The sequence below is a fragment of the Streptomyces sp. NPDC104371 genome, assembly GCF_055583785.1.
The window spans coordinates 1-26,672 of the sequence record NZ_JBVJNF010000019.1 but is presented as its reverse complement, the minus strand read 5'-3'; the positions used below and the strand labels follow the sequence as shown (position 1 = coordinate 26,672).

31 protein-coding genes are annotated in these 26,672 nt (G+C 69.3%); 28 read left to right on the top strand and 3 right to left on the bottom strand.

All coding sequences use genetic code 11. The features are described from left to right. The first annotated feature begins 4 nt into the window (after window positions 1-4). The 20 genes from ACZ60T_RS33235 (at window position 5) to ACZ60T_RS33140 (ending at window position 18,058) form a co-directional block, all read left to right on the top strand. Window positions 5-1,417 (top strand): phage portal protein, encoded by a 1,413-nt coding sequence (locus ACZ60T_RS33235; RefSeq protein ID WP_469669353.1) that lies wholly within the window; start codon window positions 5-7, stop codon window positions 1,415-1,417. An 18-nt stretch (window positions 1,418-1,435) separates the two neighbouring features. Next, window positions 1,436-3,691, top strand: coding sequence for a phage minor capsid protein (locus ACZ60T_RS33230; protein WP_469669352.1), 2,256 nt, complete (start codon window positions 1,436-1,438; stop codon window positions 3,689-3,691). Further along, the gene (locus ACZ60T_RS33225; RefSeq protein WP_469669351.1) at window positions 3,688-3,867 is read left to right on the top strand and encodes an Rmf/CrpP fold protein; all 180 of its coding nucleotides are present in this window, start codon (window positions 3,688-3,690) and stop codon (window positions 3,865-3,867) included. The genes ACZ60T_RS33230 and ACZ60T_RS33225 overlap by 4 nt, the downstream gene beginning before the upstream one ends. Before the next feature lie 89 nt (window positions 3,868-3,956). Next, window positions 3,957-4,589, top strand: a complete 633-nt coding sequence (locus ACZ60T_RS33220) for a hypothetical protein (protein ID WP_469669350.1) — start codon at window positions 3,957-3,959, stop codon at window positions 4,587-4,589. A 12-nt stretch (window positions 4,590-4,601) separates the two neighbouring features. Continuing rightward, window positions 4,602-5,462 (top strand): N4-gp56 family major capsid protein, encoded by an 861-nt coding sequence (locus tag ACZ60T_RS33215; protein WP_469669349.1) that lies wholly within the window; start codon window positions 4,602-4,604, stop codon window positions 5,460-5,462. Between the two features lie 142 nt (window positions 5,463-5,604). Beyond that, window positions 5,605-6,003 carry a hypothetical protein gene (locus ACZ60T_RS33210; RefSeq protein ID WP_469669348.1) on the top strand — a complete coding sequence of 133 codons (399 nt, stop codon included), beginning with the start codon at window positions 5,605-5,607 and terminating at the stop codon, window positions 6,001-6,003. Next, window positions 5,997-6,320, top strand: coding sequence for a hypothetical protein (locus tag ACZ60T_RS33205; protein ID WP_469669347.1), 324 nt, complete (start codon window positions 5,997-5,999; stop codon window positions 6,318-6,320). Before ACZ60T_RS33210 ends, ACZ60T_RS33205 begins: the two co-directional genes overlap by 7 nt. After that, window positions 6,317-6,664, top strand: a complete 348-nt coding sequence (locus tag ACZ60T_RS33200) for a hypothetical protein (RefSeq protein ID WP_469669346.1) — start codon at window positions 6,317-6,319, stop codon at window positions 6,662-6,664. The genes ACZ60T_RS33205 and ACZ60T_RS33200 overlap by 4 nt, the downstream gene beginning before the upstream one ends. Then, window positions 6,664-7,095, top strand: coding sequence for a minor capsid protein (locus ACZ60T_RS33195; RefSeq protein WP_469669345.1), 432 nt, complete (start codon window positions 6,664-6,666; stop codon window positions 7,093-7,095). Before ACZ60T_RS33200 ends, ACZ60T_RS33195 begins: the two co-directional genes overlap by 1 nt. Window positions 7,096-7,106: 11 nt before the next feature. After that, entirely contained in the window at window positions 7,107-7,652 is a 546-nt protein-coding gene (locus ACZ60T_RS33190) for a phage tail tube protein (RefSeq protein WP_469669344.1), read from the top strand. Then, the gene (locus ACZ60T_RS33185) at window positions 7,652-8,137 is read left to right on the top strand and encodes a DUF7426 family protein (RefSeq protein ID WP_469669343.1); all 486 of its coding nucleotides are present in this window, start codon (window positions 7,652-7,654) and stop codon (window positions 8,135-8,137) included. Before ACZ60T_RS33190 ends, ACZ60T_RS33185 begins: the two co-directional genes overlap by 1 nt. A gap of 227 nt (window positions 8,138-8,364) precedes the next feature. Next, window positions 8,365-10,779 (top strand): phage tail tape measure protein, encoded by a 2,415-nt coding sequence (locus ACZ60T_RS33180; RefSeq protein WP_469669342.1) that lies wholly within the window; start codon window positions 8,365-8,367, stop codon window positions 10,777-10,779. Between the two features lie 10 nt (window positions 10,780-10,789). Further along, window positions 10,790-11,704, top strand: coding sequence for a phage distal tail protein (locus ACZ60T_RS33175; RefSeq protein WP_469669369.1), 915 nt, complete (start codon window positions 10,790-10,792; stop codon window positions 11,702-11,704). Between the two features lie 14 nt (window positions 11,705-11,718). Then, entirely contained in the window at window positions 11,719-12,723 is a 1,005-nt protein-coding gene (locus ACZ60T_RS33170) for a hypothetical protein (protein ID WP_469669341.1), read from the top strand. A 12-nt stretch (window positions 12,724-12,735) separates the two neighbouring features. Further along, window positions 12,736-13,836 carry a hypothetical protein gene (locus ACZ60T_RS33165; RefSeq protein ID WP_469669340.1) on the top strand — a complete coding sequence of 367 codons (1,101 nt, stop codon included), beginning with the start codon at window positions 12,736-12,738 and terminating at the stop codon, window positions 13,834-13,836. Next, on the top strand, window positions 13,836-14,831 hold the full coding sequence (locus ACZ60T_RS33160; protein ID WP_469669339.1) for a hypothetical protein: 996 nt from the start codon (window positions 13,836-13,838) through the stop codon (window positions 14,829-14,831). Before ACZ60T_RS33165 ends, ACZ60T_RS33160 begins: the two co-directional genes overlap by 1 nt. 15 nt (window positions 14,832-14,846) lie before the next feature. Continuing rightward, window positions 14,847-16,442, top strand: coding sequence for a hypothetical protein (locus ACZ60T_RS33155; protein WP_469669338.1), 1,596 nt, complete (start codon window positions 14,847-14,849; stop codon window positions 16,440-16,442). A 68-nt stretch (window positions 16,443-16,510) separates the two neighbouring features. After that, on the top strand, window positions 16,511-17,377 hold the full coding sequence (locus ACZ60T_RS33150) for a peptidoglycan-binding protein (RefSeq protein WP_469669337.1): 867 nt from the start codon (window positions 16,511-16,513) through the stop codon (window positions 17,375-17,377). 79 nt (window positions 17,378-17,456) lie between these two features. Beyond that, window positions 17,457-17,720 (top strand): hypothetical protein, encoded by a 264-nt coding sequence (locus ACZ60T_RS33145; protein WP_469669336.1) that lies wholly within the window; start codon window positions 17,457-17,459, stop codon window positions 17,718-17,720. Beyond that, window positions 17,717-18,058, top strand: coding sequence for a hypothetical protein (locus ACZ60T_RS33140; protein WP_469669335.1), 342 nt, complete (start codon window positions 17,717-17,719; stop codon window positions 18,056-18,058). The genes ACZ60T_RS33145 and ACZ60T_RS33140 overlap by 4 nt, the downstream gene beginning before the upstream one ends. Window positions 18,059-18,519: 461 nt before the next feature. On the opposite strand, the gene ACZ60T_RS33135 is transcribed toward ACZ60T_RS33140, so the two are convergent. After that, complete coding sequence (locus ACZ60T_RS33135) at window positions 18,520-18,720, bottom strand: hypothetical protein (protein ID WP_411129925.1); 201 nt, start codon at window positions 18,718-18,720, stop codon at window positions 18,520-18,522. After that, the gene (locus ACZ60T_RS33130) at window positions 18,717-19,220 is read right to left on the bottom strand and encodes an ATP-binding protein (protein WP_469669334.1); all 504 of its coding nucleotides are present in this window, start codon (window positions 19,218-19,220) and stop codon (window positions 18,717-18,719) included. The genes ACZ60T_RS33135 and ACZ60T_RS33130 overlap by 4 nt, the downstream gene beginning before the upstream one ends. A 185-nt stretch (window positions 19,221-19,405) precedes the next feature. Between ACZ60T_RS33130 and ACZ60T_RS33125 the strand changes: the two genes are divergently transcribed. From ACZ60T_RS33125 to ACZ60T_RS33100, 6 genes are all read left to right on the top strand, one after another. Further along, the gene (locus ACZ60T_RS33125) at window positions 19,406-20,260 is read left to right on the top strand and encodes a helix-turn-helix domain-containing protein (RefSeq protein ID WP_469669333.1); all 855 of its coding nucleotides are present in this window, start codon (window positions 19,406-19,408) and stop codon (window positions 20,258-20,260) included. An 11-nt stretch (window positions 20,261-20,271) separates the two neighbouring features. After that, window positions 20,272-20,475 carry a DUF397 domain-containing protein gene (locus ACZ60T_RS33120; protein WP_365196079.1) on the top strand — a complete coding sequence of 68 codons (204 nt, stop codon included), beginning with the start codon at window positions 20,272-20,274 and terminating at the stop codon, window positions 20,473-20,475. Between the two features lie 308 nt (window positions 20,476-20,783). After that, window positions 20,784-21,182 (top strand): hypothetical protein, encoded by a 399-nt coding sequence (locus tag ACZ60T_RS33115; protein ID WP_469669332.1) that lies wholly within the window; start codon window positions 20,784-20,786, stop codon window positions 21,180-21,182. A 94-nt stretch (window positions 21,183-21,276) separates the two neighbouring features. Beyond that, the gene (tgmA, locus tag ACZ60T_RS33110; RefSeq protein ID WP_469669331.1) at window positions 21,277-21,573 is read left to right on the top strand and encodes a putative ATP-grasp-modified RiPP; all 297 of its coding nucleotides are present in this window, start codon (window positions 21,277-21,279) and stop codon (window positions 21,571-21,573) included. A 7-nt stretch (window positions 21,574-21,580) separates the two neighbouring features. Next, window positions 21,581-22,546, top strand: coding sequence for an ATP-grasp ribosomal peptide maturase (gene tgmB / locus ACZ60T_RS33105; protein WP_469669330.1), 966 nt, complete (start codon window positions 21,581-21,583; stop codon window positions 22,544-22,546). Next, window positions 22,543-23,712: a methyltransferase domain-containing protein gene (locus tag ACZ60T_RS33100; RefSeq protein ID WP_469669329.1), complete on the top strand. Its 1,170-nt coding sequence runs from the start codon at window positions 22,543-22,545 to the stop codon at window positions 23,710-23,712. Before tgmB ends, ACZ60T_RS33100 begins: the two co-directional genes overlap by 4 nt. A 65-nt stretch (window positions 23,713-23,777) precedes the next feature. Here the strand turns inward: ACZ60T_RS33100 and ACZ60T_RS33095 are convergent, their stop codons facing one another. Then, window positions 23,778-24,017, bottom strand: coding sequence for an integrase (locus ACZ60T_RS33095; protein ID WP_469669328.1), 240 nt, complete (start codon window positions 24,015-24,017; stop codon window positions 23,778-23,780). A 78-nt stretch (window positions 24,018-24,095) separates the two neighbouring features. On the opposite strand from ACZ60T_RS33095, the gene ACZ60T_RS33090 reads away from it, so the two are divergent. Both ACZ60T_RS33090 and ACZ60T_RS33085 read left to right on the top strand, forming a co-directional pair. Continuing rightward, entirely contained in the window at window positions 24,096-24,824 is a 729-nt protein-coding gene (locus ACZ60T_RS33090) for a helix-turn-helix domain-containing protein (protein ID WP_469669327.1), read from the top strand. Then, window positions 24,821-26,587: a tyrosine-type recombinase/integrase gene (locus ACZ60T_RS33085; RefSeq protein ID WP_469669326.1), complete on the top strand. Its 1,767-nt coding sequence runs from the start codon at window positions 24,821-24,823 to the stop codon at window positions 26,585-26,587. Before ACZ60T_RS33090 ends, ACZ60T_RS33085 begins: the two co-directional genes overlap by 4 nt. Window positions 26,588-26,672: the final 85 nt, after the last annotated feature.

Genomic DNA, 26,672 nt, shown 5'->3' with positions numbered 1-26,672 from the left:
CGAGATGAAGATCAACGACGCTTGGTACAGCGGGAGTCACCACCGACTGACCAACGTCTACAGCCACGGATCACAGCGCCGCGAGGACGGCCGGCGCCGCCTGTGGGGACGCCACCGACAGCCGCACCCGGGCAAGCCCGACCGCCGGCTGCACATTCCCCTCGCCGGCGACATCGCGAGCGCCTCGGCTGCGCTGCTGTTCTCCGAGCCGCTCGCCCTGGCCGTGGCCGACACCGGCACTCAGGACCGCCTCGACGAGCTCGCCGAGGCCGGCGGATTGGCCAACACCTTGTTGGAAGCCGCCGAGGTCTGCGCCGCCCTGGGCGGGGCGTACCTGCGGTGCACCTGGGATACCGATCTGGTTGACCGGCCGCTGCTCACCGTCATGCAGCCTGACCGGGCCGCGCCCGAGTTCTCGTACGGGGTGCTGTGCGCTGTGACGTTCTGGCGCGAGCTGCACGGCAGCGACACCGCGACCGTATGGCGCCACCTGGAACGGCACGAGCGCGGGCAGATCCTGCACGCCCTCTACTCCGGCACCCCCGAATCGCTCGGCCGGCGCGTGCCGCTCACCGAGCACCCCGAAACGGCCGGCCTTGCTGGGTCGCTCGGCGCCGAGGGCGACGCCATTGCAACCGGCATCAACGCCCTTACCGCGGTCTACGTGCCCAACCTGCCAAGCCGGACGCACCGCGGCTCGATGTTCGGGCGCAGCGACTACGACGCCCCGATTCATGACCTCATGGACTCACTCGATGAGACATGGTCGAGCTGGATGCGGGACATTCGCCTAGCCCGGGCGAGGCTGATCGTGCCGGACTCCTACCTACGCGATCACGGCCCCGGCCGCGGCGCCTCGTTCGACGACGACCGGGAAATCTGGCAGGGCCTCGCAATCCCGCCCACCGAAAGCGCCGGTATCACCCTGTCGCAGTTCGCGATCAGGGTCGCAGAACACGACAGCACCGCCGACCGGATCGTGCGCCAGGCCGTGCAGTCCGCCGGCTACTCCGTTGCCACGTTCGGTATGGAGGACACGGGGGCGGTCACCGCCACCGAGGTCAAGGCCCGGCAGCGCAAGAGCATGACCACCCGCAAGCAGAAGGCGGGTTACTGGACGCCGCAGCTCGCCGAGATCCTGCATGTGCAGCTCATGCTCGACCGTGTCCTGTTCTCCCGCACCACTGTGCCCGAGCGGCCCCGCGTCACCTTCGGGGCCGCGGTGAGCGACGACCCGACCAGTGTCGCGCAAACCCTCTCCCTGCTGACACAGGCACAGGCCACGAGCGTCGACACGCGCGTGCGCATCCTGCACCCCGATTGGCACGACGAGCGCGTGCAGGCCGAGGTCGAGCGCATCCTCGTCGAGACCGGGCAGGCCGTGCCCGATCCCATGCAGGCCGGCGCCCTCGCCTGACGCAAGGAAGGGGGCGCCGTGCCGATTCACCCCGGCCTCGTCGAGGACTTGTCCGCCGGCGTCGCCGCCCTCTACGCGGACGCCGAGGCCCGGCTGCTAGGCATCGTCGCGCGGCAACTCGCCGCCGGCTACGACGCCCCGGGGTGGGCCGTGGCCAAGCTCGCCGACATCCAACCGCTACGGCGCGCGGCGCAGCAGGTCGTCGACTCCCTGTCGACCGCTGTTGACCTTGAGGTGTGGGACGTCGTCGCCGAGGCGTACAACACCGGGGCCCGGTCCGGCCTCGCCGAGCTCGGCGCCCTGGGGGACGACGACCGGCTGCGCATCGCCGAGTCGACGCCGGCGACCCGCGCCGTCGACCGCCTCGCGCAGGAAACCGTCGACCTCGTCACCGAGACCCACCGCGGCATTCTGCGCGGCGTCGAGGACGGATACCGGCAGGTGATCAGCGAGGTATCGGCAACGCCGATCCTGGGCATCGACACCCGCCGCCAAGCCACACAGCGCGCCATGGAACGGTTCGCCGACCGGGGTCTGCGTACCTTCGTCGACAAGAGCGGGCGCGCGTGGCAGATGACGAGCTACGCGGAAATGGCCACGCGTACCGCGGTCGGTCGGGCCGCGGTCGAGGGACACACCGACCGACTACGCGCCGCCGACGTGTCCCTCGTCATCGTCAGCAACGCCCCGCACGAGTGCCCGGTGTGCAAGCCCTACGAGGGCAAGGTGCTGAGCATCGATGGCCCCGACGGGGCACGCGAGGTCGACGCCGAGCACGCCACCGAGGACGGCCGCACCGTGCGCGTGCACGTCGCCGGCTCCCTCGACGGCGCCCGGCGCAACGGGTTCCAGCACCCCAACTGTCGTCACAGCGTGGCTGCTTACCTGCCCGGGATGACCCTTCCGCCCGTCGAGCAGTCCGAGGACCCCGACGGGTACGAGGCAACGCAGAAGCAGCGCGCCATCGAGCGGAACATCAGGAAGTGGAAGAACCGCGCCGCCGCCTCGACGAGCCCGGAGGGCAAGCGCGCGGCCGAGGCCAAGGTGCGCGCCTGGCAGGGCCGGATGCGCGGACACCTCGCCGAACACCCCGAGCTCATCCGCCGGCGCGAGCGCGAGCAGCTCGGCGCCGGGAATCTTCCCCCGCGTCCGGACGGCACCGCCGGCCGGCCCGGCACCCCCGACGGTCCGGGTTCCGATGCGTTCGAGGCCGCGCGCGTGCGCGCCGGCGACGAGCGCACCCTGCCCGAGATGAGCGACGAGCAGCTCGGCGCCGCTATCCGGCCCGGGGTGCTCGATCAGCGCGACCTCGGCCGCATCCGAGCCGAGGCCGACCGGCGCGACGAGGCCGAGCTGCTCGCGCGGCTACGCCCCGACGGCAAGCTCGCCGAACCCCTCACGCAGTTCAGCGACGACGAGCTCGCCGCCGCGTTCGCGCACCTGGGCGACGACGAGCTGCTGCGCGTTGCGGCCGAGCTCGACCGCCGCGACCTCGACGCCGCTCTGCCCGCCGCCCGTCGCGATCTGATCGGCCTTTCCGACCGTGACCTCGCCACGCGTGCCCGGCACGCCGATGAGGGCGAGCGCGGCGCGATCACGGCCGAGGCCAACCGGCGCCGGCTGCTCGCCGAGGTGTTCCCCGGCGGACGGCTTGCCGAGGACCTGTCCGCCCTCGGCGACGACGTCCTCGGGTGGGCGATCCGCTACGCGCGCCCGGACGACGTCGAGCGCATCGCCGACGAGCTCGACCGCCGGTACCCGCCGGCCCCGTTGCCCGAGGCCGCCGGCGGGCACACCGTCGAGGGGCAGCTCGCCGACCGGGACGCCCTCGACGAGGTCCTCGCGCCGGCCGCCGAGCCGGACGGGTGGGGCTCGCTTGCTCTCGATCACGACCCGTACGCCGGCATGAGCGCCACTGAGCGTTGGATCGCAGAGCGGGAGGAAGCGGCACAAGCGCAGCGCACCGCGTACACCCGCGAGCAGATACGCGAGATGTACCGCGAACACGTGTGGGCGCAGTACATGGCCGCCGAGGACGCCACGAACGGCTATCTCCTCAACCGCAAGGCCCGGGCCGCCGGCGTCGATCCGGCGAGCTTGTTCACCGGGCCCGCGCACGTCGCCTACTCGCGCGCGTCCGAGGACCTCATTCGCTGGTGGCAGGACCACCCACGCACTACGCTTGCCGAGTACACCGAGCAGGTCACCGGAGTACGCGACGCCGCGGCCGACACCGCCCGCAAAGCGCGCGACGACCGGCAGAACCGGCTATGAACCAGGGGGCAGCAGTGGGCAGTCGAGGCGACCTCGTGCGCGCCATGAACGCCGGCCGCGAGGCCGGTGTGAACCGAGCTCCGGTGACATCCTGCCCGTTCCCCGCCGGCGATCTGCGCCGCTCCGCATGGGTACGCGGATACGCCGCCGGCCGCCCACTTCCCGACGAGGAGTAGGCGCCCCGACGCTCAACTTCCCTTATAGGGCCTGCCAGTTGGCGGGCCCTTTTTTTCATGCCTGCATACCGCCACGGAGGCACCTACCCATGTCCGACGCACCTTCGACCGAGGCGCCCGGCACCGACCCGGCCGACCAGACGACGACCGCCCCGCCCGCGACTCCGCCGGCCCCCACTACCGCGCCGGCCGCCCCGGCTGCGCCTGCGGTTGACCCGGCCGCCGAGCAGGCCGCCACCGAACGCGACGAGCTGCTCGCCGGCCTGCGGCGCGTACTCGACCCGTCCGGCGCGGCCGGTGAGCAGGACCCCGCCAAGCTCGCCGAGCACGCCGCCACCGAACGCGACGCCGCCCTCGCCGAGGCGCGTCGGCTGCGCGTCGAGCTCGCCGCCCACCAGGCCGCGCACAAGGGCGGCGCCGACCCCGCGCGGCTGCTCGACTCCCGCTCGGTGGCCGCGCAGCTCGAAGCCCTCGACCCGAGCGACGCGAAGTTCGCCGAGCGACTCGACTCCGTGATCGCTTCCGCGGTCGAGGCAAACCCGCTGCTGCGCGCCGAGGGCAGCGCGCCGGCCGGACCGCCCAAGGGCGGCGCCGACTTCACCCCCGGCGCCCCGGCGACCGTCACGCCCGAGCAGTTCGCGCGCCTGACCTACGCCGAGCGCGTCGACCTCCACCAGTCCGACCCCGATCTGTACCGGCAGCTCTCTGCCGCATCCGAGTAAGGAGGCCGCCGCATGGCGACCGGAAAGACCACCGCGGCACAGATGATCGTGCCGGACGTCTGGGCCGACATGGTTCAGGCGAAGTTCAAGGGCGCGCTTGTGCTCGGCACGATGGCGCTCAACGACACCACCCTCGAAGGCAAGCCCGGCGACTCCGTGAACTTCCCCAAGTGGAAGGCACTTACGGATGCCGAGGACCTGACCGAGGGCGCCCCGATGACCCCCGAGCAGCTCGGCACCGACCCGGGCAACACCGCCACGATCAAGGAGTCGGGCAAGGCGGTTGAGATCACGGACAAGGCCCGCCTTGTGGCGTTCGGCGACCCCTTTGCGGAGACGCAGCGGCAGCTCGGCCTACTGATCGCCCGGAAGATCGACAAGGATCTGACGGCCGCGGCCGAGGCCGCCGGCGCGATCACCGTCAACGCCGCCGACAAGCCCCTGTCGTGGGATGTGCTTGTGGATGGCATCGCACGCTTCGGGGACGAGTGGGAGCCGGACAACATGGCCGGCATCGTCATTCACTCGCTCCAGCGCGCGAGCATCTACAAGGACCCGAACTTCATCAGCGCCGACAAGTTCGGCACGGGCGCGGTGATCCCGCGCGGCGTGATCGGCCAGATTGGCGGCGTGAACGTGTACGTCTCCGACCGCGTCACCACCACCCCGGGCGCCGAGGGCGCCCCGGCGACGTACAACGCGCTCATGGTGCGCCGCGGCTCCCTGGGCCTGCTCTACAAGCGGCGCCCGATCGTCGAGACCGACCGCGACATCCTCGCCCGTACGACCGTGGTCACCACGAACGTTCACTTCGCGACGCACCGCCTCGACGACGAGGGGATCGTCGTTGTCACCACCCGCGGGGCGGCGTGATGATGCTCCGCCGCTACCACCGGAGAGGAAACGATTCCCCGGGCGCGGACGAGGCGCAGACAACCGAAGACGAGCAGAGCACCGGGCCGCCGGCGAAGAAGCCGACGGCCCGTTCTGCTGCCCGCAGCAAGAGGGGGTGATTGTGGCCCGCCAGCCCTACGCGACCCCCGAAGCACTCACAGCCTGGACCGGACAGCCCGCCCCCGCGGACGCCGAGCGGCTGCTCGCCCGGGCCGGCGAGGACATCGACTCGGCGCTGCTCACCGCTGTGTACGCCGTCGACGAGGACGGCGACCCAACCGACCCCACCGTGCGCGCCGCACTGAGCGACGCCACGTGCGCACAGGTTGAGTTCCAGCTCGCCGCCGGCGATGACGGCACCGGGGCCGGCGGGCGGTGGGACTCCGTCAGCATCGGCCCCGTATCCCTGTCCGGGCGCAGCTCAACCACCGCGGCGACGACCGGTGTCGACCTCGCTCCGCGCGCCGCCCGGGCCCTGCGCCGCGCCGGCCTCACCCCGGGGCAGGTGATCGCATGGTGACCCGCGTCCCCGAGGTCCTGCTGCGCCACCGCATCCGCATCGAGCCGTACCTCGCCGACACCGCGTACGGGCCCAGCTACGGGCCCGCCATCGAGGCCGTGCCCGCGCTCGTCGACCCCTCACCGCGCATGGCCCGGGCACTGGACGGACGGGAATTCACCGCTGCGGCGACGTTCATCGCCGCCCCGGATCTCGACTGCCCGCTCGGCTCGCGCATCACCCTGCCCGACGGACGCACCGCGACGGCGACCACCGTCGCCCGCCACACCGCCCCGGGCCTACCGGTCCCCGCTTGTACGGAGGTGACAACCGAATGAGCCGCGCCCGACTCCGCTGGAACGGCGAGCAGGCCCTCGGCCGCGCCCGGCAAGGCGCGGTGCGCGGACTGCTGCTCGGCGCCGAGCACCTGCTCGCCGAGTCCCGCAAGAAAGTCCCGATCGCCGAGGGCACCCTCGAACGCAGCGGCGCCGCATCGGTCGACGAGCAGCAGATGACCGCCGCCGTTTCCTACGACACCCCGTACGCCCGGCGGGTCCATGAGGACCTGACCGCCCGGCACTCCCCGGGGCGCAGCGCGAAGTACCTCGAAAGCGTGCTCCCCACGGTTTCCGGTGACGTGCAGGCCCTGATCGCCGCGCAGGTGCGGCGAGCGCTGCGCTGATGTCGTACACCCGCGTCCTGGTCGACGGCCTCGCGCGGCTGCTCGCCGAGAACGGCGTCGGTGTCTACCGCCCCGACGGTCCGTACGCCGAGGGCGATACAGCGATCACCGTCGCAGCGCTCCCCCCGGCACCCGACCGCGTCATTTGCCTGTCGGCGTATCCGGTCCTCGACTCCCCCGCCCTCACCGACACGACGACCGGCATTCAGGTGCGCACCCGCGCGGCCACCGATCCGCGCGAGGTCGACAACCTCGACGACGCCGTGCTCGACGTGCTGCACGCATCCGGCCCGCACCGCTTCGGCGACGTGCCGGTGCAACTCCTCTACCGCGTATCGGCCTCGCCCATCGGCGCCGACGCGTCGGGGCGCTGGGAGCGGACCGCCAACTACTACGCCCGCGCCCACCGGGCGCACACCAACCTCGAATAGGAGGGCGCCCCTTGAGCACCCCGACGCCCCCGGTAGAGACGGTTACCGCGCTCGCCCGCCGGTACCGCCTTGAGCTGGACATGGGCACCACTGGCACCCCGACGTGGACCCTCGTCCCCGGTGTCACCGAGTTCACGCCGAAGGTGGAGCCGACACAGCAGGACGTCACCACCTACGACGCCGAGGGCTGGAGCGAGCAGGCCGTAACCATGCTCGCGTGGTCCGTCGAAACGACGATCGCCCACCGCGCGCACCCGACAACCGGCGCTTTCAACGCCGCGCAAGAGTTCCTGCGCAAGGCTTCCATGTCGTTCGGCGCCGCCTCGTACGTGACCGTCCGCTACTACGACCGCAACGGAGCCGACGACGCGCAGCAGGGCACCGCCCTAGTGACGTGGGAGCCGGACGGAGGCGGCCCCGACGAAGTCGACACGGTCAAGGTCACGCTTACCGGCTCCGGCCCCCTCGTCCCCATCGACAACCCGGCCACCGACGGTGGCGCCTCGACCCTGTCCGCGCAGACGAAGACGCTCAAGCCGTCGGGGGGTGAGGCGTAGTGCCGTTCCATGCGCTCGACGAACTGCTCGACGAGACGCTGCCACTCCCCATCAAAGGCAAGGTCTACACCGTGCCCGCGCCATCGGCCGAGATCGGTCTGCGGACGCAGTCCCTGATCAACGCCGCAGCGGTCGCCGCCGACGGGGGCAAGGTCGACGAGCAGGTGCTCGGCGACGCCGCCGAGCGGGACCTGTACCGAGACGTCCTCGGCCCCGCTCATGACGAGATGGTGTCCGACGGCGTCAAGTGGCCCGCGCTCAAGCACGCCGCGATCACGTCCATGGTGTGGATCGCGCAGGACAAGGAAGCGGCGGAACGCTTCTGGAATGCGGCCGGCGACCCTTCTCGCCTGGCCCCGAATCGAGCAGCGCGGCGCCAGTCGGGTGCGGCGAACTCGACGAAGAATCGGGGCTCTACGAGTGGTACGAGTACCCGCCAGGCGCCCGCCCGCGGAAAGGCCAAGAAGGCCAAGACCGCGCGCTGAGCTGGGCGGAGATCCTCGACGAGTGGCCGCTCGTCGAGGCTGATCTGCACGAAATCTACGGGATCGACGTCGGCGCCCCCGGGCTGCTGCGCTCCCGCTCGTGGCGATGGCTGCGCGTGCGCGTGCTCGGCCTACTCTCCGCCGAGTCCCGCCTCGCCCGGGTGCTCACCCCTCCACCTGAACCGCCCGCCGCTCAGCGCGGCACCGATTCCCGCAGGGGGTGACATATGGCCCTCATGGTGGGCGAGTTGGCCGCGACGATCACCGTCGACGACTCGGGAGCAGCGGCCGGCGTCCAGCGCGCCCGCGCCGCCATGCAGTCGGGCGGCGACCGGATCGCCGCCGACGCCGACCGCGCGGGGCAGCAGGCCGGCGACAACCTCGGCGACGGCCTCGCCGCCGGCGCGGCCGACGGCGGCGACCGCGCCGCCCGGGGCATGGGTACCGCGCTGAAAGGTTTCGCCGCCGCGGCGGTAGGGGCCGGGATCGGCGCCGCCCTCATGTCCGGCATCGGCTCGGCCCTCGAACAGGGCAAGATCCCGGGCAAGTTGCAGGCACAGCTCGGGACGACCGGGCCGGTAGCGGCCAAGTACGGCAAGGTCGCGGGTGCCCTGTACTCCGGGGCGATCGTCGACTCGGTCGAGGACGGCGCCGAGACCATCAAGGGCATTGCCCAAAACGGGCTTCTCCCGCCCGAGGCCACGCAGAACCAGATCAAGACCATGGGCCGGAAGGTCGCCGATACGGCCTCGGTCATGGGCGAGGACGTCGGCAAGGTGAGCCGCGCCGTCGGCGTCATGCTCAAGTCGGGCGTAGCCAAATCTGCGGATGAGGCTATGGACGTGCTCGTAAAGGGCACCCAAAAGGGCGCAAATGCCGCCGAGGATCTCCTCGACACGTTCTCGGAATACCCGACACAATTCCGCGACCTGGGGCTCGACGCCGAAACGGCGATGGGCCTCATGCAGCAGGGTCTACAAGGTGGCGCGCGCGATGCCGACACCGTCGCCGACGCACTAAAAGAGTTCGCCATCAGGTCTAAGGACATGTCGACGACGAGCGTCGACGCGTTCAAGGACATTGGCCTTAACGCCGACACGATGGCGAAGGTATTCACCAAGGGCGGCCCCGCAGCTTCGAAAGCCCTCGGCGACGTTCTAGAACGCATCAAGGCGATTAAAGACCCTGCGGAGCGAAATGCAACCGCCGTCGCGCTCTTCGGAACAAAAGCCGAGGATTTGCAAGGCGCCCTCTTTAAACTCAATCCCTCGACCGCCGTTAAGGCGCTCGGCGACGTGAAAGGTGCCACCGATAAAGCCGGTGACGCCATGCGGGACAATGCCGCGACGAAGTTCGAGGCATTCAAGCGAGGACTTTCTCAGAAGGTCGTCACCGTGCTGGGCTCGTATGTGGTCCCCGCCCTTTCGAAGGGTGCGGATTACCTCGGCGTGTTCGGCACGGCGTTCAGCGCGGCTACGGGGTTTGTCTCGCAGCACTCGGTCGCGTTTTCTGTCGCGGCTGGCCTGATAACCGCGCTCATGCTGCCGGCCCTGGTCGGCCTCGCCACTCAGGCGTACGTGACCACAACGGCCACGGTCACCGGGTGGGCGACGCAGGGCGCCGCCGCTGTGACCGGCGCGGCAAGGTTCGTCGCCTCCAACGCCGTAATCCTGGCCGGCTGGATTGCCCAAGGTGGGGGCGCCGTCGCTGCCGCGGCGCGCGTGGTGGGTGCGTGGGTGCTCATGGGGGCGCAGAGCCTTGCCCAGGGCGCGCGCATGGCTGCGGCTTGGTTGCTCGCCATGGGCCCGATCGCCCTTGTAATCGCCGCAGTTGTCGGCATCGTCGCTCTGATCGTCGCGAATTGGGACACGATCGTTTCCGCCACGAAAACGGCATGGGATTGGGTCTGGAACAAGATCAAGGGGATTGGGCAGTTCCTGCTCGACCTGTTCCTGAACTGGACCATCGTCGGGTTGATTATCAAGCATTGGGACGCGATCAAGTCCGGAACGGCGCGCGTCTGGAATGCGGTAGTCGATTTCATCAAGGCAATCCCCCGGAAGGTCGTTGACTTCTTCCTGAACTGGACCCTCGCCGGATTGATCATCAAGCATTGGGACTCAATCAAGACGGGAACAGCGCGCAAGGCTGGCGAAATGCTCGCGTTCGTGCGCAGCCTACCCGGCAAGATCGTTGGATTCTTCGGAAATTTCGGCTCGATGCTGGTCGACAAGGGACGGGATCTGATTCGAGGGCTGTGGAACGGCATCAAGAGTATGGGCTCGTGGCTGAAGTCGACTCTTATGTCTTGGGTTAAGAATCTGATTCCGGGTCCGATTGCTAAGGCGCTCGGAATTCATTCACCGTCACGCCTCATGCGCGACCGGATCGGCAAGTTCATTCCTGCCGGAATTGTCGAGGGAATCAAGGCAGGCGCCCCGGCGGTCGACCGCACGATGCGCAATCTCGTGTCGGCCCCGGCCGCCCCGCAGTTCAGCGTCGGCGGTATTCCCCCGGCCAACTCCGTTACGGGGGGCGCGGGTTGGGGCCCTGCCGTTCACATCGAGAACTGGCACGGCGGCGACCAAACCCCCGAAGAGAACGCCGCCGCCTTGCAGTGGCGCATGAAGGCAAGGGGGTGACGCCGTGGCGATGGGCGACCGCGTCACCGAGCCTGGGCACGTGCAGCTCGGCGAGCTGCTGCTCGGGCGCGGCACCCCCTACCGGTGGCGTTCCCTGTCCGGGTGGGAAGACCTTCCCGCCCTCGACTCGGGCAGCGTCAACCGTGCCGACGGGCACGGCGCGATACTCGGCCGGCTGCTCGCACAGCCCCGCGTCGTCACCCTCGACGGCATCGTGATTCGCGCCCGCCCGGACGAAATCGGCGGCGTCGTGCACCAGCTCGGCGCCGCCACGGGCGTCATGGATGACGAGCAGCCCCTCGTCGTCCAGCTCGACGAGCGCGGCCCGCTGCTCACATGGGTGCGCGTGACCAACCGCGCCGTACCCGTCGAGCTCGGGTACCGGGTGGGCACCATCACCGGCGCCGCGGTGCAACTCACCGCATCAGACCCGCGCCGGTACGACCTACTCGAACGCAGCGCGCGGGCAGCCCTCCCCACCGACGAGCCGGGCCTCGACTGGAACAGCACCGAGGGCGGCCCCGACGCCGGCCTCGACTTCCACAACGAGACCGGCCTCGACTTCGGGCCCCCCGGCAGTACCGGCACCCTGACCGCTCGCAACGAGGGCAATGCACCCGCACACCCCCTCGTCGAGTTCCGTGGCCCGGTCTCCATGCCAAGCCTGACGAACGTCACGAGCGGCGATGTCCTCGAATACGACCTCGACCTCGCCGAGGGCGACGTGCTCACCGTCGACACCGCCGAGGGCACCGTGACGCTCAACGCAACGACGTCCCGCCTCTACACCGCCACCGCCCGCAGCGTGCCCGAGCAGTCGTTCGTCATCTGGCCCGGAACTGCGGATCTGGCGTACCGGGCCGCGCCCGGATCATCCGACCCCGCCGCGTCCGTCACCGTCCGGTGGCGCTCGGCCTACTGGTAAGGAGGGGCGCCGACTTGACCGTGCGCGCCGCGTGGCTGCTCACCGGACCCCCGAACGGGCAGACCCGCACCGACACCCGCCTCGCCCCTCTCGGCACCATGGCGCCCGAGGGCGAGCTGACCACCCGCGACGGCGTGATCGCCGGCGGCGCTCCACTCATGGCGAGCGGCGTCGGCGCCATGCAGGTGCAGCTCGGCATCGGCCGCGCCCTCGTGCAGGGCACCACCGCGCAGGGCGCCTACCCCGTCGCCGTGACCGTTCCCGAAACGCTCACCGTCACCGACGGCGACCCACAGAACCCCCGCGTCGACAGCGTCATCCTGCGCGTGCGCGACGGGCTGTTCGACCCGAACGCACCGGGACAGACAACCGTCTCGATCGAGCTGCTCGTCGGGGCCCCGGGCCCTTCACCTGTCGAGCCGAACCTGCCCGCGGCATCGCTGCGTCTGTGGTCGATCACCGTTCCCGCCGGCGCTTCGGCCGGCACGGGCGGTATCAACTGGACGAGTGCGCTCGCCGACCGCCGGCGCTTCACGAGCTCATACGGCGGGATCATCCCCCGCGGCTGGGGGTCCTCGTTCAGCGGCAGTTACGACGGACAGTACCGCGACGTCGACGGCGCACTGCAACGCTGGAACGCCGGTACGGCCCGATGGGAGCAGTACCCGCCCGACAGCGGTTGGACGACGCTCACGCTCGCGACCGGCTACGCCAACCCCGGGCACGGCACCGTCCCCGCCTGGCGCAAGCTCGGCTCGCTCGTCCTACTGCGCGGGCGCCTGGGCCCCACCAAGGCGAACGCCACGATCGCCAACGCCGCCACCCTCGCCACGCTCCCGCAGGCGATACGGCCCGCCGGGGGCAAGGAATTCGCCTGGGCCGCACCGCGCGACCAGAGCAGCAAGGGGCCGGCCGTGACCCGAGTCGAGATCACCTCGTCGGGCCTGCTGCGCATCTACGAGGGGTTCGACCTGCCCTCGTGGATCAGCCTCGACGGCGTCACCTACGCCACCGACTGACAGGGGGTGCAGGTGATCTTTCCCCCGTACCGGCTGCTGCTGTGCGACCTGCGCAGCGATCAAGTCCTCGACTCCCTGCCCGTACAGCAGCTCAGCCTCGACGACTACATCGGCAAGGCCGGCGCCATGTCCGGCACCATCCCGGTACCGAATGCCGCGATAGCCGCTCGCGCCCGCGCTGCGATCGTTCCGGGGCGCACCGCTGTGTGGCTTGAACGCGGGCGCGAAATCTGGTGGGGCGGCGTGCTGTGGACCGCCTCGCGCGTCTCGGACTCCCGAGGGTTCCTCGGCGTACAGGTACAGGCCGGCACGTGGGATACGTACCTGTCGCACCGGCTGCTGTACGACACGCTCACGGCCACAGGGACCGATCAGTTCGACATCGCCCGAGGCTTGATCGACTACGTACAGAACACCCGCGGCGGCGACATCGGCATCGAGTACGACACCGCCGTTTCGGGCGTGCTGCGCGACCGCACGTACAGCCGCTACGACCTGCCCGGCGTGCGCGACCTGCTCGACCAACTCGGCGCCGTCGAGGCCGGTTTCGAGTGGCGAATCGCCTCGTACCGCGACACCAACGGGCGCCGTATCAAGCGGCTGCAACTCGGCTCCCCGCAGATACGGACCGGGCACAGCGAGATTGTCCTCGACCACCCCGGGCCGATCCTCTCGTACACATGGCCCGTCGACGCGACCGTGCGCGCCAACGCATGGCAGTCCCGCGGCGCGAGCGACAACAACAACCAGGCCGCCGACTCCGTACCGCTCATGTCGGCGCTACAGCTCGCCGAGCAGGACATCGAGGACGGATGGCCGCGCCTCGACGGCAGCAGCGACTACTCGACCGTCAACCAGCAGCCCACCCTCGACGCCCACGCCGCGGCAGACCTCGACGCCGCCCGCGCCGGAACGGTGATCCCCGAGATCACCGTCGACATGACCCGCACGCCCGTCTCGCCGGCGCTGCTCGGCTCAACCGTGCGGCTGCGTATCCGCGACCTGTGGCACCCCGAGACCCTCAACGCCCGCTATCGCGTGGTCGGTCTGGCCATATCCCCACCCGAGCGCGGCCGGTCTGAGTCGGCCCGCCTGTACTTGGAGGCCGCTTAGTGGCTGCTGTACCGCAGGACCTGCTCGACCGCGTCCGCGCGCTCGAACGGCAGGTGCGCGAGCTCACCGGCCGCGCGCAGATCCGGCCGGCCCTGAACCGCATCAATCACGGTCGGGTGACCATCGCCGAGGGCGGCTCGCTTGAGGTCCTCGCCCCGGACGGGACCGGCCTGTTCGGCGTCGGGCAACTCGGCTCGTACTGGAATCATCCCGACGGCTCCCCGCAACAGGGTCTGATGATGCAGCGCGAGGACGGATCGACCGCCTTCACCATCCGGGCCAGTCCGACCGCAGGGGCCGGCGGCGCCCTCACACAGGCAGTCAGCATCTGGGACCGATCCGGGCACATCGTCATGGGCGACGACACCACCTCGGGCCGCGGCGTCGGCTCGCCGGCGCTGCCCATGCCGTTTCAGAAACTGCCCGCAGGCGGCGAACCCATCGAGACGAGCACCTTTCAAAACTGCTGGTTCGCCAGCATCCAGGCGCACAACCCTGTCGCCGTCGTGCAACTGGAGTTCGCCGCGGCCCCGGGCGCCACGGCCGAGGTACAGGTGCAGTACCGGCTCGGCAGCGAAACGAACTGGACGAACGTCGGCACCGACACCGTCAGCGCCGCGGCGCCTGCATCCTCTCCGGTCTACAAGACGACGTGGTTCACGTGGCCACTGAACCGGGCCGAGTTCGAGCAAGCCGTATTCGTGCGCATCCAGGCCCGCCAGAAGTCCGGCAGCGGCGGCGCCCTGTGCAATTGCCTCGGCGGATACACCCGCCGCACATACGGCCCCTCGGAGATTCCCGAGCCCCCGCGCTCGACGCTCGCCTCCGCGCGCACGCTGCGCGCCGCCGTAGCCGACGAGGCCGGCCCCGGCGAGGGCATCGCCCCGCCGCACGTCCCCCCGCCGTTCCCCGCTCCGGCCCCGTTCTCCGAGGCCGAGCAGCCCGCGCCGCCGTCGCCGACGCCCGAGCCGGGCCTGCACACCATCGCCGAGTAAGGAGACACCGAGCACGTGCTGCCCGAGTCCATCCCCACCGTGACCATCACCGGCCGATTCCTCTCCCCCGACGGCCGGCCCCTGTCCGGCAGCGTGACCTTTCGCGCGCCGGCGCAGATCACCTTTCCCGACGCCGACGTAATCCTCGGTGGCCCTGTCGTCGCGCAGCTCGACGCGCAGGGACAGATCAGCGCAACCCTGCCAGCAACAGACGCCCCGAACATGGACCCGGCGGGTTGGTCGTACGCGGTCGCCGAACAGCTCGTCGGCATCCCGACCGGCCGCTCGTACAACGTCCTGCTACCGGCCGAGCAGCCGCTCGTCGACCTCGCCGACATCGCACCCACCGACCCGAGCAAGCCCAACTACATTCCCGTTGTCGGCCCCGAGGGACCGCGCGGCCCCGCCGGCGCGAGCGCGTACGAGGTCGCCGTCGCCGGCGGATTCAGCGGCACCCCTGCCGACTGGCTCGCGAGCCTCGTCGGCCCCCGCGGTACGACCGGCGCCACCGGCGCACAGGGCGTACAGGGAGTGCCGGGCAAGGACGGGAAGGATGGCGCCCCCGGTACGCCCGGCGCCCCGGGCCTCGTCCAGTCCGTCAACGGCCACGCCGAGGCCGAGGTCACTCTCACCGCGGCCGACGTCGGCGCCCTGCCGACCACCGCGGCCGGCGCAGCGAACGGGGTCGCCACACTGGGGGCAGATGGAAAGGTGCCCGCGGCGCAGCTCCCGCCGAGCTCGGGCGGCGGCGCCGTGACGTCGGTCAACACCAAGACGGGCGCCGTCGTACTCACCGCGTCGGATGTCGGCGCGCTCGACCAGAACGCCGGCGACGCGCGGTACGTCCAGCCGTCCGACATCCCCGTGCGTTCCGTGGCCGGGAAGACCGGCGCCGTCACGCTCGCCGCCGGCGACGTCGGCGCGCTCGCCGCTACGACCCGCGGTGCGGCGAACGGCGTGGCGAGCCTGGATGGTTCGACACGTCTGCCCATCACACAGCTACCGGCGGCGGTCACCAAGAACGCGTGGACGCCGCAGAGCCTCGGCTTTCAGGCGTGGTCATGTGACCCCGCCCATGTCTCGAACCCGACCGCCATCAAGGCCGCTGTACTCCAGCGCATCTACCTCGCAGGGATCAACATCACGGAGCCGACGCAGGTAAACCGGGTCGTGATCTTCGCGCGCGGTTGGGCGGGTTCCTCCGATGTCCCCGCCGCGCGGTTCTACGCCGGCATCTACAACGAGGCGGGAAGCAGGGTCGCTACCTCGGGGCAGGTATCGAGCCTCCCCGCGGCCGGACAGATCGCAGGGACCGCACCGGGCGCCTTGAACAACCACATCGGCGCCGTCCCCGTGCCACTGACCGCAACCGCCACCCTGCAACCGGGCCGCTACTGGGCGGCGTTCCTGCTCTCCGCCGGCAGCGCCACGGATTTCTACTACACGCACATACAGAACGAGTCGCCCTCGGCACCGGCGAACTTCTTTCTCGGCACCGCCTTTCAACGCGCGTGGTGCCTCAACTCGCAGTCCTCGCTACCGGCCACGGTCAACCAAGCAACCGGCGAGGTCGGCCTCGACCCGGCAATCATGGCGCTCGCCATGGTCTGACCCTCCCCTCAACCGCACGCCCCCGGCAGACGCCACGGGGCGTTTTTTCATGTCTGGAGACACCCACCATGGCAACCCCTCTGACTGCCGATCGTCTCGTCGCCGCACTGCGCGCCGAGGGAGTCAAGGTCATCGAGTACGGGAAGTGGCGCACCCACAACCGCGCCGGACACGGCGCGTGGGGCCCGCTCAACGGCGTGATGATCCACCACACCGTGACCAGCGGCACCGACGCGTCGGTACGCATCTGCTACGAGGGTTACGCCGGTCTGCCCGGCCCGCTGTGTCACGGCGTGATCGCCAAGAACGGCGACGTCTACCTCGTCGGCAACGGCCGAGCCAATCACGCCGGCCTCGGCGACTACGACGTGCTCGCCGCGGTCGTGGCCGAGCGCAAGCTGCCAACCACCAACGAGAACAACGTCGACGGCAATGGGCACTTCTACGGGTTCGAGTGCGTCAACCTCGGCAACGGCGCCGACCCGTGGCCGGCCGAGCAGCTCGACGCCATCGAGCGCGTAGCCGCGGCGATCTGCCGCGCACACGGATGGAACGCCGCGAGCGTCATCGGCCACAAGGAGTGGACGAACACCAAGGTCGACCCGCGCGGTCTCTCCATGACGACCATGCGCGAGCGCGTCGACCGCCGGCTCGGCACCAAGCCGGGCAGGCCCGTACCGGCCCCGAAGTTCGAGCCGTTCCCGGGCGTCGACTTCTTCAAGAGCTATCCGCGCTCGCCCATCGTGACCGCCATGGGCCGCCGCCTCGTCGCCGAGGGATGCTCGGCCTACGCGTCCGGCCCGGGCCCGCAGTGGACCACTGCCGACCGCGACAGCTTCCGCAAGTGGCAGAAGAAGCTCGGCGACGCCCCGCAGTTCTGCGACGGATGGCCCGGGCGCAAGCAGTGGGACGCGCTCAAGGTCCCCAAGGTCTGACCGCACCCCACCCCGCGCCCGCCCGCACTCCCGCGGGCGGGCGCCCTTGTCCCCACTCTGTGGAAAGAGGTACTGCCCCATGACCGACGCCGCCCGCCGCACGATCCGCACCGTTGTGCAGACCGTGCTCGGCCTCGCCGCCGGACTCCCTCTGATCATCGACGCCGCGGGCATCCCGCAGACCGCGGCCGGCGTAGGTGTCGCCCTCGCCGTCGCCGGCGGACTCACGCGCGTGATGGCGCTCCCCGTTGTCGAGGGCCTGCTGCCCTCGTGGGTGCGTGCCGAGCCGAGCGGCGACGACGAGCTGCTCGCCCTGCACCGGAAGGATGACCGCGCCGAGTGACTGCTGCGACGACCGGCGTCGGCCCGATTGACGCCCTGGTGCTCTGGTCCGGCGTCGTCGTCGCGATCTCGGGTGCCCTCGCCCTCGCATGGCGCGCGACCCGCTCGTTCCGCCGGATCGGCGGAAAGGTCGAGGACTTCGTCGACGACTGGCAGGGCACCGACCCGCGCCCCGGCGTACCCGGCCGCCCCGGCGTCATGAGCCGACTCGGCGCCATCGAGGACCGCCTCGCCCGCGTCGAGCACGAGCTGCACCCCAACAGTGGCGCGAGCCTGCGCGACGCCGTCGACCGAGTCGACGAGCGCACCCGGCAGATCATCGACACCGACGACTCATAGAACGCACTGCGCCCCCTGCTCACCGGCCTCGCGCCGGTGAGCAGGGGGCGCTCTTTGCGTTGCAGCACGAGGGGGCCCTCGACGAGGAGAATCGTCGAGGGCCCCTCTGGGGTTCACCGGACCGGACGCCTAAGCGGCCACCGACCCGGGAGTTCCCCCCGGTCCGCACTCCGCCCCCACGTTGGGAGACGACAAGAGGCGGATGCGGTGGCGTAAGGGCGCGCGACGTTCATCGCGCGCATGTCGGCGCCGACCCTGCTCGCCCTGCTCGGTGCGGATCGTCACCGTCACCGGGTCTCGCCAGCAGTAACAGCGGTACGAGAAGCCCTCTTTGTCGAGGGGCAAAGCAGTCTCGGCGCGGTGCGGCCCCGGGATCAACGCCCAGACGATGAACAGGCCGAGTAGGGCCACACAGACGCAGATGATCACGAATCCGAGGGCGGCGCGTTGCGAACCGTCCATCATTCAGCCACCTCCCCGCGCAGCGCGCGATCGATTGATTTCACGCCGAGGATTTCGGCGAGGTCGTACACGAGGCGTCGGGCGCGCTCCTCGGACAGTTCCTCGAACCCGCCCGCCTTGCGGAAGTGGAGCCGCACCCCCGGGCCGCTCGCGCGCCCCACGTACACGGGTTCCTCGTCTGGTTTGGTCTCGTTCGTCATGCGGCGACCGCCCCGACCGCCCGCTCATCGAGGGCAAACCAGATCCGCTTATGGGACGGGTCGCCGTCCGCCGGCCACGTCACGCCCCAGTCGGCGGACAGGCACTGTACGAGCAGGAGGCCGCGCCCCCGCTCCTCGTCGCTGTGGAAGTCGTGCACAGCGGTTGTCGGTCGCTTCTCCCACTCGTCATCCCAGACGGCGACCGAGACCCGTCCCGGACGCAGGGTGACGTCGAGGTACACCAAGCGCGTAACGGTGTGAATACGCACATTCGTGACTACTTCGCTGACACAGAGCCGTGCGGTGTCAACGAGGTTGGGGTGTCCGGTCGCGAGAAGCAGCGTCGCGACGAGATCCCGCATGATCTTGGGGGTGCGGTCCGAGTTCGGCATGACGAACCGGATTGCCGAGGTTCTGAGTGGTGGTGCTGCATGGCTCATGTCGATGTCTCCCAACGTGACGTGAGCGCCGGCTGCACTGCCATCCGTGGCTATGGTCATCCCCCGGGGCACCCTCAACGGGCGCGCAGATGACTGCACTTCGGGTCTTCCCGGCGTGCTGCGCGGTGCTGCCAGGACCATAGGGTAAAAGGCTGTACCGGTACAACCATGTACCCATGATCCGCTCGGCGGTGGACCCATGACGCCGTTACCGGCAAACTCATGGGTGACGAGGGAAGGGACACATGCCGCCGAGGGACAATCCGACCGCCCGACAGATCCGCATGGGCGCCGAGCTGCGAAAGCTGCGCGAACGCGCCGGCAAGACTGCACGCGACGCCGGCGGCCTACTCTCGACCGACGCGGCCAGGATCAGCAACATCGAGGCCGGTCGCCTCGGGATCAGCGAAGAGCGCATCCGAAGGTTGGCCACGTTCTACCAATGTGACGACGAACCTCTGATCGATGCCCTGTGCGCCATAGCCGCAGAGCGCAGGGGAACACACTGGTTCGACGACTACCGAGGAATCCTCGCTCCCGGATGGCTGGACATCGCCGAACTGGAGATGCACGCAACCGCCCTCCGGTCGATGCAGTCCACGACCATGCCCGGGCCGTTCCAGACCGAGAACTACTCGCGCGCCCTCTTCGAAGGGGTGACTCCGACCCTTCCGCCGAACGAGATCGAGGCCCGCGTCGAGCACCGGCTCAAGCGCCGAGGCATCTTCGACCGCCCGTCGCCGCCGCCATACGAGGCGATCCTGCACGAGGCCGCCCTGCGGATGCGGTTCGGCGGGAGGAAAGTCGCCCGCGAACAGCTCGAATACCTCATCGAGGTGTCACACATGCCATCCGTGAGCGTCCGCGTGATCCCCTTCACGAACGAGAAGTTCATCGAGGTAACTCAGCCCGTCATGTACGCATCCGGGATCGTGCCGCAACTTGACACGGTGCAGATCGACGCGGCATTCGGCGGGAGATTCCTCGACGCAGAGCCAGAGCTGAAAAAGTACAGCGCCCTTATCGACATCGCCGAACGCGCCTCCATGGACGAAACAGAGTCGCGGCAACTTATCCACCACATCGCACGAGAAATGTGAGAAACAAGGTCATGAGTACCGACCCGATCAACTGGCAGAAGTCTTCTTTCTCGGGGGGCGGAGGAGAGAACTGCGTCGAGGTCGCACTGCACGAGGGCGAGATCATGATGCGCGAGAGTGACGAGCCCGGCAGCACGATCAAGACCAGCCGCGAGAAGATGGCCGCCTTCATCGCCGGCGTGAAGAACGGCGAGTTCGACCACTTCGTCAACTAGCCGCCCCACCAAGCGCCCCCGCGCGCTGCAAGCGTTCCCCCCGCCTGACCTGGGCGGGGGTTTTTTGCATATGCCAGTCTGCATGTGTGTACCGGTACACACTTGCAGGCGCGTGTCGCGTGGCGCTACGGTCGCGGTGCGTCGCAGTTCCGGGGCCGATCCCTGGACCAGACCGGTACCAAACTGCGCCGTAACTCTCCCTGCTCTGACTCCGGTTGGGGGAGATCCCCCGAAGGTTGCCCCCTCCGTTGTTGAACGTCTGGCACATGGAGGGGGAACCACTCTGTCACGTCAGGAGGGCCGCCGAAATGACCGAACGGCCCCTCGTGGACTGCTCGTTGTGTGGTTGCTGGGTCGATCTGCACACGGTTCGCGTTCGCTCGTTCTGGTGCGCGAGGGATGCCGACAACACCCTGCGCTACTACGAGCAAACGGTGTGCCGAGACCTGATCGCCTGCTTTGCGCGAGCGTCGGATGCCGACCGTTGGCAGCGCGTCGGCGCCCGTGTCCCGGGAGGAGTAGAGCCAACCACCGACGCCATGCTCTACCGCTGCATGTTGTGCGACGTCGCGGCATCTGCCGATGACGTGATCTGCGCGCGCACGCAGGATGAGGCCGGCTGGTTCTCAGAGGTCTTCTGCCGTGACGACTTGGCGTGTGACCGCCGACAACGGCGGTGCCGACGAATCGAGCCGCCCGAACGCTAACCCCCCAGACCATCGCCCCCGCGCCAACAGGGCGGCTCCCCCGGCACGGGGGCGGTGCACCAAATCCCACTAGCTTCGGCAGTAAGGAATCCCGATGCATCCCATCGCACACCCGCGCGAAGCCTTCCCCCTGGCCCCCGAGGGGGGCCGTATCCCGCGCAGCAGCGAGCAGCCGTCCGGCGCCAACACCCGGCCGTGGATTCTTCGTTACGCGATGCTCCCCGACTCGCAGCAGGCCGTCGCGCTTCCCCCCGCCCTGTACGACGAGGACCGGCAGATTTCCGTCGGCGTCGACACCGACCTGCTGCCGTTCATGCAGACGCACTCCCCCACGATCCCGGACGGCAGCACGACCAACCCCCCGCCGCTCGACGAGGGCACGAAGGACTGAGGCCGGTATGCCGACTGTCCTCGTCATCGCCGCCCGCGACGACTGGCCTACCGACCGCGTCGTCAAAACCCTGGACGACCGCGGGGCGACTGTCTTCCGGATGGACGCAGCAGAGTTCCCCGGAGAGGCCGGCCTCTCCGCTCGCATCGATGACTCGCACGCGTGGGCCGGAGGCGTGGTCACCTCACACCGCGCACTCGGCCTCGCAGACGTCAGCGCCTGCTACTTCCGCGCGCCGAATCCCTTCCGTTTCCCCGAGGGCATGTCCGATGCCGAACGGCGTTTCGCCGCCGCACAGGCACGCGCGGGGTTCGGTGGCATCCTGACCGCGCTCGACTGCCGATGGGTCAGCCACCCCTCGGCCATGTCCCGCGCCGAGTACAAGCCCTACCAGCTCGCCGCGGCCCGCGAGTGTGGCCTCGCCATCCCCCCGACCCTGATCACCAACCGAGCGGACGCCGTCAAGGCGTTCGCCGGCGAGATCCCCGGGCCGATCATCTGTAAGCCCGTCGCGAGTCCCGTGTTCATCGAGGGCGACCAGCTCAAGACCGTCTACACGCGAGTTCTCACCGAGGACGACCTCGGCGACCTCACCGGCATCGAGACGACCGCCCACCTGTTCCAAGCATGGGTGGACAAGGCGCACGAGGTACGCCTGACTATGGTCGGCGACCGACCGTTCGCGGCCGAGGTCCACTCGGACACCAAAGCCGGATACACGGACTGGCGCAGCGACTACAAGTCGCTCACCTACAAGCCCACCGAGGCGCCGACGGACATCGTCGAGAAGGTGCGGGCACTGATGCGTCGACTTGAACTGCGCTTCGGCGCACTTGACTTCGTCGTCTCGCCCACCGGTGAATGGACGTTCTTGGAGGTGAACCCCTGCGGGCAATGGGACTGGATACAGCACGCCACCGGGCATCCCATCGCCGAAGGCATCGCCGACGAACTTCTAGGAGTCACCGAGTGAGCACCACCCCTCTCGACGTCGCCGGCCCGCACCTGGCCGCCCTCGTCGAGCAGCTCAAGAAGGCCGAGGCCATCAGGTCCGCACGATGGGCCGAAGCGTTCTCCGCCGTACCACGGCACGTGTTCGTGCCGTCCTGGTACGAGATGGAGACGAACGACAAGGGCATCTCGGTATGGCGGATGCAGCACCCCGAGCAAGAGGGCAATCTGCCGAAGGTCTACCGCGACATCACCCTCGTGACCGCCCTCGACCCCCACACCGCCGAGAAGGTCGACACCGACGCATGGACCGGTGTGCCCACCTCGTCCAGCACCCTGCCGAGCCTCATGGCGGGAATGCTGGAGGATCTACACGTTCAGGACGGGCACCGCGTACTCGAAATCGGGACCGGCACCGGCTACAACGCCGCTCTACTCTGCGCCCGACTCGGCGAACACCTCGTGCACACGGTCGACATCGACCCCAAACTCGTCAAGGCTGCGCAGGACCGCCTCGCAGAGATCGGCTACGAACCGCAGCTCGTTCCCGGAGACGGTCAGGCCGGCTACCCCACAGGCGAGCGATTCGACCGCATCATCGCCACGTGCTCAGTGCATCGCCACCTGCCGGCCGCATGGATCGATCAGACGAACCCCGACGGGATCATCGTCGCCGACATCGCCCTCGGCATCGAGGGCGGACTCGTCCGAGTGTCCGTCGACGGTGACGGGCGAGCGTACGGGCACTTCACCGCGACATCCGGCCGGTTCATGGCCGCCCGGACCGACGCAAGCACCTACCCGGTACAGGAACGGGCGCCGTACGCCACGGAGACCGAGACCCGCTCCACCACGGTCACGGCCTCGGACATCCGGGCCAACTACCCCTTCCGGCTGCTGCTCGCGCTCGAACTGCCCGACACTGAGATCGTCTACAACAGTGCGGACGACGGCACCATGTCGCTCCAGTTCCAAAGTCCCAACGGCACGTGGGCCCGGTCACCGCTCGCCGGCGACGCCACGGTGACGTACGGCGGCGAGGTCGATCTCTGGCAGACAGTCGAGGCCGCATGGCAATGGTGGAACGAGCAGGGCCGCCCGGCGCACGACCGGTTCGGGTATGCCCGTGAGCCCGAAGGGGCTGCGCGCGTCTGGCACATCCCCACCGGGCGGCGCTGGAACCTCTGACCGCGCACGCCTCACGATTCCGCCCGCCAGCGCCTCACAGCCTGGCGGGCGGAATCACGCCCGGGTCATGCAGCGTCGGGCGCGTCTTGGCCGACGACCTCGACGCCGAGGTACCGGTGCAGGTGGTAGCGCGACACCACGTACCCCCGCCCTCGGGGAAGCAGCGGAACGGGGTACTGCCCACGCTTCGCGAGGCTGTAGCCGGTCGTCCTGCCGAGCATCAACGCTCGGTTGGCCGTCTCCAGGGAAATCGTCACCGGGAGGGCCATCAACTCGCCGTGCGTCATCTCTCTTTCATTGCTCATGTTCAACCCCTCTGTTCGAGATCAGCAACGTAACGGAAGCGGTTGACATTGTGCAACACGCAAAGTTGACTGTGCCGTATGCACAATCACCAGACGGCAAGCGACACCATCGCCGCCCAAGTCCGGCGCCACCGATCCCGCCGCGGGATGACCCGCGAGCAACTCGCCGCGGAGTGCGAGCGCCTCGGCGCGACCGGCCTCACGTACGCCGCCATCGTCAGCATTGAATCAGGGCGCCGGAAGCCGGACGGGAGCCGCCGCCGCGAGGTGACCGTCGACGAGCTGCTCGTGCTCGGCCTCGCCCTCGCCGTTCCCCCGCTGCTGCTCGTGCTCCCCCTCGGGAGCGACCAGCAGGTGCCCACCGTCCCGGACCGCGACCCCCGCGACCCGTACACAGTGTGGAAGTGGTGGACCGGCGAGGAGACGCCAACGCTCGGCGGACCCATCGACGGGCGGTACGTGCCCGAGACCCAGCCAATCGGCGAGGACGGCCCGAAATGGTCCGCCGCGTGGGCCGAGAGCGCCTATCCGGCCTCCCTGTACCCCGAGTTCGAGCGACGTCGCCAGGCAGTCCACAGGGCGTACCTACGGGCCGAAGCAGCGGACAAACGCAGAACCGACAAGAAGGGCCACACCGAAGCATGGACCGACTACACGCAACGTCTCGAAGAACTCGCCTACCACATCGAAGACATGGCCCGCGCGGGCCTCCAAATCCCGGAGCTCCGACCGGACTTGATCGAAGACATGCAGGGGCTCGACATCCTCACCGACCCCACCATCATTCACCCGAGAGGTACTGAGTGAACGGCACCACGACGAAACGCTGCTACTGCCGCAGCGAGGAGACAGGCAAGCCACTGGGCACCGCCTGCCCGAAGTTCAAGCAGCGCACCCACGGAGTGTGGTCCGTGCGGCAGGAACTGCCGCCGAACAAGGAGGGCGAACGCCGGCTCTTCCGCCGCTCCGGCTACGACACCAAGACCGACGCGCAGGGCGACCTCGACAAGGTCCGCGCCCTGCTCAACATCGCCGGCAAGGAAGACAAGGAAGGCCGACGCCGACTCGGCGACATGCTCGAAACCGTCGGGGCGAGCAAGGACCCGCTTCCCGACTACGACCAGACGAAGCGCAAGTTCAGCACCGGCCAGTCGCTCACGCAGCACATGACGGTCGGCGAGTGGCTCGAATTGTGGCTCGACGGTAAGAAGGGGCTGCGCACGAGCGGGAAGAACCGGTACGACACCGATCTCCGCGTGCACCTCATACCGCGAGTCGGGCACATACGCCTCGATCGACTCACCGTGCAGCACCTCGACGAGATGTTCGCCGGCATCGCCGAGACGAACATCGAGATCAACGACGCGAACATTCTCCGTCGCACCGCCCTGGACGAGCTCAAGCTCATTCCGTGGAAGGGACTTGAGAACCGTCGCCGCCGCAAGGCGATCAAAGAGACCATCAACGCGATGCCCCCGTTCCGGCGGATCACGGGCGTTGCGACGCAGCACCACATCAAGGCGACGTTGCGCGCTGCACTGAACACCGCCATCGCCCGCGGACTGATCATCTTCAACGCTGCTCAGCATGTGGAGCTCGAAGCCGCTCGGCGCCCCAAAGCGCTGGTGTGGACCGACGAGCGCATCGCCGAGTGGCTGCGGACCGGTATCAAGCCGTCGGCGGTCATGGTGTGGACCCCGGAACAGGCCGGACAGTTCCTCGACTTCCTCGCCGACACGGGCGAGCGTCTGTACGGGCTGTTCCACCTGATCACCTTCCGAGGTCTGCGCCGCGGCGAGGCGTGCGGCGTGCGCCGCACGGACCGGGCCCGCGCCGCGGGAACACTGACCATCGCGACACAGCTCGTGCAAGACGGATGGGAGGTTGTAGAGAACGCTCCGAAGACGGACAGCGGCGAGCGCGTTATCGACCTCGACGAGTACACCGACGAGGTACTCGACGAGCAGGCCGCGCGGCAGGATGCCGAGCGAATCGCGTACGGCGAGGCGTGGGTCGACTCGGGCCGCATGTTCACCATGCACGACGGGTCGTTCATCCACCCCGGATGGTTGACCGACTATTTCGAGCGCCTCGTCGAGCTTTCGGGCCTTCCCCCGATCCGACTACACGATCTGCGGCACGTCGCCGCCTCGCTCATGCTCGCCGCCGGCGTCGACATCAAAATCGTGTCTGAGACCCTCGGCCACAGCGAGAGCCGGATCACCCGGGATATCTATCAGTCCGTCATGCCGAAGGCTGCTCGCGAGGCCGCCGAGGCGACAGCCGCCGTGGTGCCGCGCGGCGGGACTCGACGCCCGGAACCGACGCCGCCCGAGACGACCGTCGAGCCTCGCGTCGAGCAGGTCGCGCAGTTGGCTCTCGATCATCTCGTCGCGCAGATCGTCGAAGCCGCCGAGCGCGACGGCCGCCCGGTCGAGGACCTCGCACAGATGGCACTCGCGCAGCTTGCCGGGCCGACCGAAGCAGCTCCCGAACACGATGGGCACGCAACGGGCACGCAGGACGGCGCGAAGATCATCGAGTTCCGCCCCCGCCGCGTCCCGGCATAAGAAAAAGCCCAGGTCACGGGCTATGTGACCTGGACTTTCCTTGAGCCGCCTTCGGGATTCGAACCCGAGACCTACGCATTACGAG

Coding starts and splice junctions, on each gene's coding strand:
- ACZ60T_RS33115 (WP_469669332.1), top strand. CDS start 20,784: ATGACCGAACGGCCCCTCGTGGACTGCTCGTTGTGTGGTTGCTGGGTC.
- ACZ60T_RS33220 (WP_469669350.1), top strand. CDS start 3,957: ATGTCCGACGCACCTTCGACCGAGGCGCCCGGCACCGACCCGGCCGAC.
- ACZ60T_RS33175 (WP_469669369.1), top strand. CDS start 10,790: ATGGGCGACCGCGTCACCGAGCCTGGGCACGTGCAGCTCGGCGAGCTG.
- ACZ60T_RS33125 (WP_469669333.1), top strand. CDS start 19,406: ATGCCGCCGAGGGACAATCCGACCGCCCGACAGATCCGCATGGGCGCC.
- ACZ60T_RS33095 (WP_469669328.1), bottom strand. CDS start 24,017: ATGAGCAATGAAAGAGAGATGACGCACGGCGAGTTGATGGCCCTCCCG.
- ACZ60T_RS33200 (WP_469669346.1), top strand. CDS start 6,317: ATGAGCCGCGCCCGACTCCGCTGGAACGGCGAGCAGGCCCTCGGCCGC.
- ACZ60T_RS33205 (WP_469669347.1), top strand. CDS start 5,997: ATGGTGACCCGCGTCCCCGAGGTCCTGCTGCGCCACCGCATCCGCATC.
- ACZ60T_RS33235 (WP_469669353.1), top strand. CDS start 5: ATGAAGATCAACGACGCTTGGTACAGCGGGAGTCACCACCGACTGACC.
- ACZ60T_RS33225 (WP_469669351.1), top strand. CDS start 3,688: ATGAACCAGGGGGCAGCAGTGGGCAGTCGAGGCGACCTCGTGCGCGCC.
- ACZ60T_RS33130 (WP_469669334.1), bottom strand. CDS start 19,220: ATGACCATAGCCACGGATGGCAGTGCAGCCGGCGCTCACGTCACGTTG.
- ACZ60T_RS33195 (WP_469669345.1), top strand. CDS start 6,664: ATGTCGTACACCCGCGTCCTGGTCGACGGCCTCGCGCGGCTGCTCGCC.
- tgmA (WP_469669331.1), top strand. CDS start 21,277: ATGCATCCCATCGCACACCCGCGCGAAGCCTTCCCCCTGGCCCCCGAG.
- ACZ60T_RS33120 (WP_365196079.1), top strand. CDS start 20,272: ATGAGTACCGACCCGATCAACTGGCAGAAGTCTTCTTTCTCGGGGGGC.
- ACZ60T_RS33180 (WP_469669342.1), top strand. CDS start 8,365: ATGGCCCTCATGGTGGGCGAGTTGGCCGCGACGATCACCGTCGACGAC.
- ACZ60T_RS33145 (WP_469669336.1), top strand. CDS start 17,457: ATGACCGACGCCGCCCGCCGCACGATCCGCACCGTTGTGCAGACCGTG.
- ACZ60T_RS33135 (WP_411129925.1), bottom strand. CDS start 18,720: ATGACGAACGAGACCAAACCAGACGAGGAACCCGTGTACGTGGGGCGC.
- tgmB (WP_469669330.1), top strand. CDS start 21,581: ATGCCGACTGTCCTCGTCATCGCCGCCCGCGACGACTGGCCTACCGAC.
- ACZ60T_RS33090 (WP_469669327.1), top strand. CDS start 24,096: ATGCACAATCACCAGACGGCAAGCGACACCATCGCCGCCCAAGTCCGG.
- ACZ60T_RS33150 (WP_469669337.1), top strand. CDS start 16,511: ATGGCAACCCCTCTGACTGCCGATCGTCTCGTCGCCGCACTGCGCGCC.
- ACZ60T_RS33215 (WP_469669349.1), top strand. CDS start 4,602: ATGGCGACCGGAAAGACCACCGCGGCACAGATGATCGTGCCGGACGTC.